4 protein-coding genes are annotated in these 3,564 nt (G+C 39.8%); 2 read left to right on the top strand and 2 right to left on the bottom strand.

The window, feature by feature from the left end:
* Positions 1 to 91: 91 nt before the first annotated feature.
* Together ACED60_RS25400 and ACED60_RS25395 are read left to right on the top strand one after the other, a co-directional pair.
* Positions 92 to 241, top strand: coding sequence for a hypothetical protein (locus tag ACED60_RS25400; RefSeq protein WP_371728716.1), 150 nt, complete (start codon positions 92 to 94; stop codon positions 239 to 241).
* Positions 242 to 285: 44 nt separating this feature from the next.
* A complete protein-coding gene (locus ACED60_RS25395; RefSeq protein ID WP_016767519.1) occupies positions 286 to 573 on the top strand; it encodes a hypothetical protein in 288 nt (95 codons plus the stop codon).
* 346 nt (positions 574 to 919) lie between these two features.
* Here the strand turns inward: ACED60_RS25395 and ACED60_RS25390 are convergent, their stop codons facing one another.
* Together ACED60_RS25390 and ACED60_RS25385 are read right to left on the bottom strand one after the other, a co-directional pair.
* Positions 920 to 1,891, bottom strand: a complete 972-nt coding sequence (locus tag ACED60_RS25390; RefSeq protein WP_371691516.1) for a ParB family protein — start codon at positions 1,889 to 1,891, stop codon at positions 920 to 922.
* Between the two features lie 8 nt (positions 1,892 to 1,899).
* Entirely contained in the window at positions 1,900 to 3,150 is a 1,251-nt protein-coding gene (locus ACED60_RS25385) for a ParA family protein (RefSeq protein WP_371691517.1), read from the bottom strand.
* Positions 3,151 to 3,564 lie beyond the last annotated feature (414 nt).

Here is a 3,564-nt window from a genome sequence, read left to right as displayed (position 1 = left end):
AAAAAGCATGCAAAACGGGCGGCTCTGTCTCTAAACTGAATTACGCAACAAAGCCTCTATAGCTAAAGTTCATGAAACTCAAAATGAGTTATTGAGCGAAATAGGGATTGAAACAGATGTAAATAACTTTATCGCAACCAAGCTGGCTATCGCTTCTGATGAAATAGCAGAGCTGACTAATAAAAGTCAGAAAGAACTAGATGATATTGGCGGTGTTGAAGGCGCAAAAGAAAAGCTTTAAAACGCTATCGAAAAACTAAATATCAAATAATAAAAGGTTTTAACATGAGTAAATTAGAAGAATTAGAAAGGTTACTTAGTGATGATTTCTCAGCTATAGAAGAAACGTTCAATGGAACATATGGCTCTGAACTTACCAAGTTATCTGGGCTTTCAATTTCAGATTTAAAAAAAATCAATCCAGAGATTAATGTTGTTGAATATGAAAAGCTAAAAGCGGTTGTGCTCAGAGCATCACAACAAAACCTGAGTCAGGCAGAGTTAAAAATGCGTATACAAGCTTTAGGGGAAACTGCAGTAAAGATAGCGAATATTGCTGACATCATTATCTAACTGTAGTTGAAATGTATGAAAAGTTGCAGCTAGAAGGTAATTAGTCATCGGATAAGGTCCCTTTCTCCAGCTATGTTTAAGAGTCTTTGTCGTTCTCAAACACAAAAAACGCCTCACATTTGAGGCGTTTCACAGCTAATAAATAAACTGAGGGTTTATTTGAGTTTTATATGTTTGTAGGTCTACCCGCAATTCTTAACTTGAAATGTAAGGCTGAGTATTGATGGCATTTTGAACGTCTTTTCTTGTGATAATTACGGGGAAAAACCCCCCTTTTTTTTATGTCCCTTTGCCATGAACCCTTATGATAAAAGGGGCGATGGCATTTTTTACTTTTGGGGAGGTTTCAATTGTTTTTACTCAGTTTTTGTCTGATGTACGACTCTATATCCTCGGTTAGTTCTTTCGGTAAGCGGGAAAATTCAAATGATTTTTTACGCCCGTCAGCACTGGTTTTTAATCGAGCATAAGTATTCTTGTTTCCGTAAATCGCTAACTCCTCAACCTTCTGTTGAGGCTTAGACTCATCATCAACCAAAAGTTCTAATTTCGTCTCGTAATACTCAAGTAACTTAGCTTGAATATCAGAAACATCGGTAGCTTTGGTATTGAATGAGGCCAGTTCATTCTCAACAAAGGTTTCAACGCTAAGTTTCGTTTTGGCGAGGGTTCGTTCAATCTTTCCAAGTCTTGTATAGAACGTAGTCGGAATACCTTCGCAATCAGGGAATGATTCGATTAGTGCTTTGTTTAGTTTTGCAGCATTGAGTTTTTTTCGAATAGTGACAATGCTGACACCAAACTCTTTTCCGATTTGAACCAAATCATCAGAACTAATACCTTGTTCTTCTGCATAATTTAGGTATTTCATACCTACCTCACGCCATGAAAAAAATCTAACCTTTTGCGTTAGTTCAACATAGGCCGCAATGTCTTTCGCACTTGGCAGTTCATCCAAGACCCATAGTGGTAAATCTCGTCCTGCCTTGATTCCACAAAAACGACGACGTGTAGCATCAAAAAGTTCATACCGTTCTAGTTCTTTGTTGAAGTACGCTACACCCTCTTGTTTGATACCCTCTGCTAATACTTCTGGGTAAATGTCTCTTACGGCCTCCAATGTCAAAGACTCTTGGTGGCGGGTATTTAGAGGGTGAGCTATGGTCTTACTCTCAAGCTCTGCGGACGGAATGATTACATGACGAGCCTTATAGTCAGTCTGGCCAAACTTAATTGTTTTTATCATTGGTGCATTTTTATTCGATAAACTTAAACCAGAACCGATCGATAAATTGCCTTTCTTATTTGGACGTTTCATAGCTCTGCCTATTTAATTGCTAATTGAATCAATTCATTCTTGAACTGTTTATAAAATAAATTCACTGAGCTCACTGCCACATCAAATTGCTTGCTGGTACAGACTTCTTCTGACTTTTTTATATCTAAGACAGTTCGTCCAATGTTAGCTGTAGCGGTAAACGCATCACTGTGTGCAATGGTCGACGTCATCAGGTTGTTACGCACAGAGCGCATGAGTTTTTGGAACGTGTCGTATTCGGGTTTGCTTGATTCTTGATAGTTTACTGCTGCCAGTTTATACCACTGTAAATTACTACCCATAGATGGGAGTGACTCTAGACGATCTGAAAGGTTGCTCATGAAATTCGTGGTTGAAGCATAGTCATAGTAGCGAGGTGTCACCGGAACAAGCAGCATTTCGGCTGCTTCTAATGCTGACCATGTGATAGGGCTATCTTGGGGTGGCATATCTACAAAGATAACATCAAATACTTCTTTTAGGATTGGCAGTACAACCTCTGAAAACTTACGTAATAAGCGTACTTGCTCATTTTCATCAAGCTGCCAATAAGTATCTACAAAGCGTTCATCGCTTGGGAAAGCGGTAATCACAGATAAATTACTAAGGTGTGTAGAAAACGCGCACTGCTTAATTATCTCTTCAATCGTATAGCCATTTTTCAATAGTGCATTCACAGCATTATCTTCATTGTCTGGCTCAAACTCTGCTAGAAGAATATCTGTCATGGTAACGTAAATACTGTCTTCTGCGATTTGCATTGTGCCTTGTCCCGCAGAGCCTTGGGGATCAAGATCAAGTATTAATACGCGAGCATTTAGATCTAAATCCAATGCGGTGGCCGTTGCTAAGGCTAAAGTCGTACTCGTTTTACCGGTACCGCCTTTGTGGTTTGTGACAACGATTAGTTTACTGTCGTGGTGCTCGTGAAATTTAGGAGCGCCAAAGTGTTCCATGAGTATGTGTACTTGATCATTAGTGTAAAGGTGCGCTTTTCCTTGTGATGTGTGCTCTCCAATTAATCCAAGTTCTTCTGCCTCAGTCAGCTTCTTTTTGAACGTCGGTTTAGTGGTGCGAAGCTGTTTTATAACTTCTGTTTTATTCAAACTGTGGTTGTAAATTAGACGGTCAACACCATCCACCAAGTCCTCATCTGTCACGTTAATTCTTAGTTGCGTTTTAAGCGCTTCTTCTAAGTGCGATTGCTCTTGGTTCATGTTTATTGCGGTTTGTCTAATTGACTGTAGGACGACGTTCATATCTATAACTCCATGAAAGATAAATCTATATACATACTAACAGTGGCTTTACCAATGTAAAGGTTGTTTTACCATTTTTGGGTAAATTATTTCTTTTGGTGTTTGTGGGGAAAAACCCCCCTTTTTTTATTTTTTAGCAATTCACTATCTTAAAAACTGTGGTGGACCTGGGCGTTACCCTTTGGGCAAGGCTTTTCGCTGGTATCTTTCACCTATGGCCTAAGAGTGGCATCACCCTGATGAGTCACTCCGTGCCGCCCCAGGGTGTGCCTCTCTACAGTCCCTATCTAAAAGGATATCGCTGCAATCCTAAACGCCTGCGCCTCGTCATTCTTCCTCGTTGCCGCTTGTCGTGCCTCCTCACTCCTTTCACTGACATCCATTAAGTTCGAGTAAGGGCTTGTTGCCTTATGT

Origin of the sequence: Vibrio sp. 1F279 (genome assembly GCF_041439815.1) — a bacterium.
Classification (GTDB): Bacteria; Pseudomonadota; Gammaproteobacteria; order Enterobacterales; family Vibrionaceae; genus Vibrio; species Vibrio tasmaniensis_A.
This window is presented reverse-complemented; position numbering and strand designations above follow the sequence as displayed.

Bases quoted from the DNA above. Each gene is read 5' to 3' on its own strand.
- ACED60_RS25395 (WP_016767519.1), top strand. From the start codon at position 286: ATGAGTAAATTAGAAGAATTAGAAAGGTTACTTAGTGATGATTTCTCA.
- ACED60_RS25390 (WP_371691516.1), bottom strand. From the start codon at position 1,891: ATGAAACGTCCAAATAAGAAAGGCAATTTATCGATCGGTTCTGGTTTA.
- ACED60_RS25385 (WP_371691517.1), bottom strand. From the start codon at position 3,150: ATGAACGTCGTCCTACAGTCAATTAGACAAACCGCAATAAACATGAAC.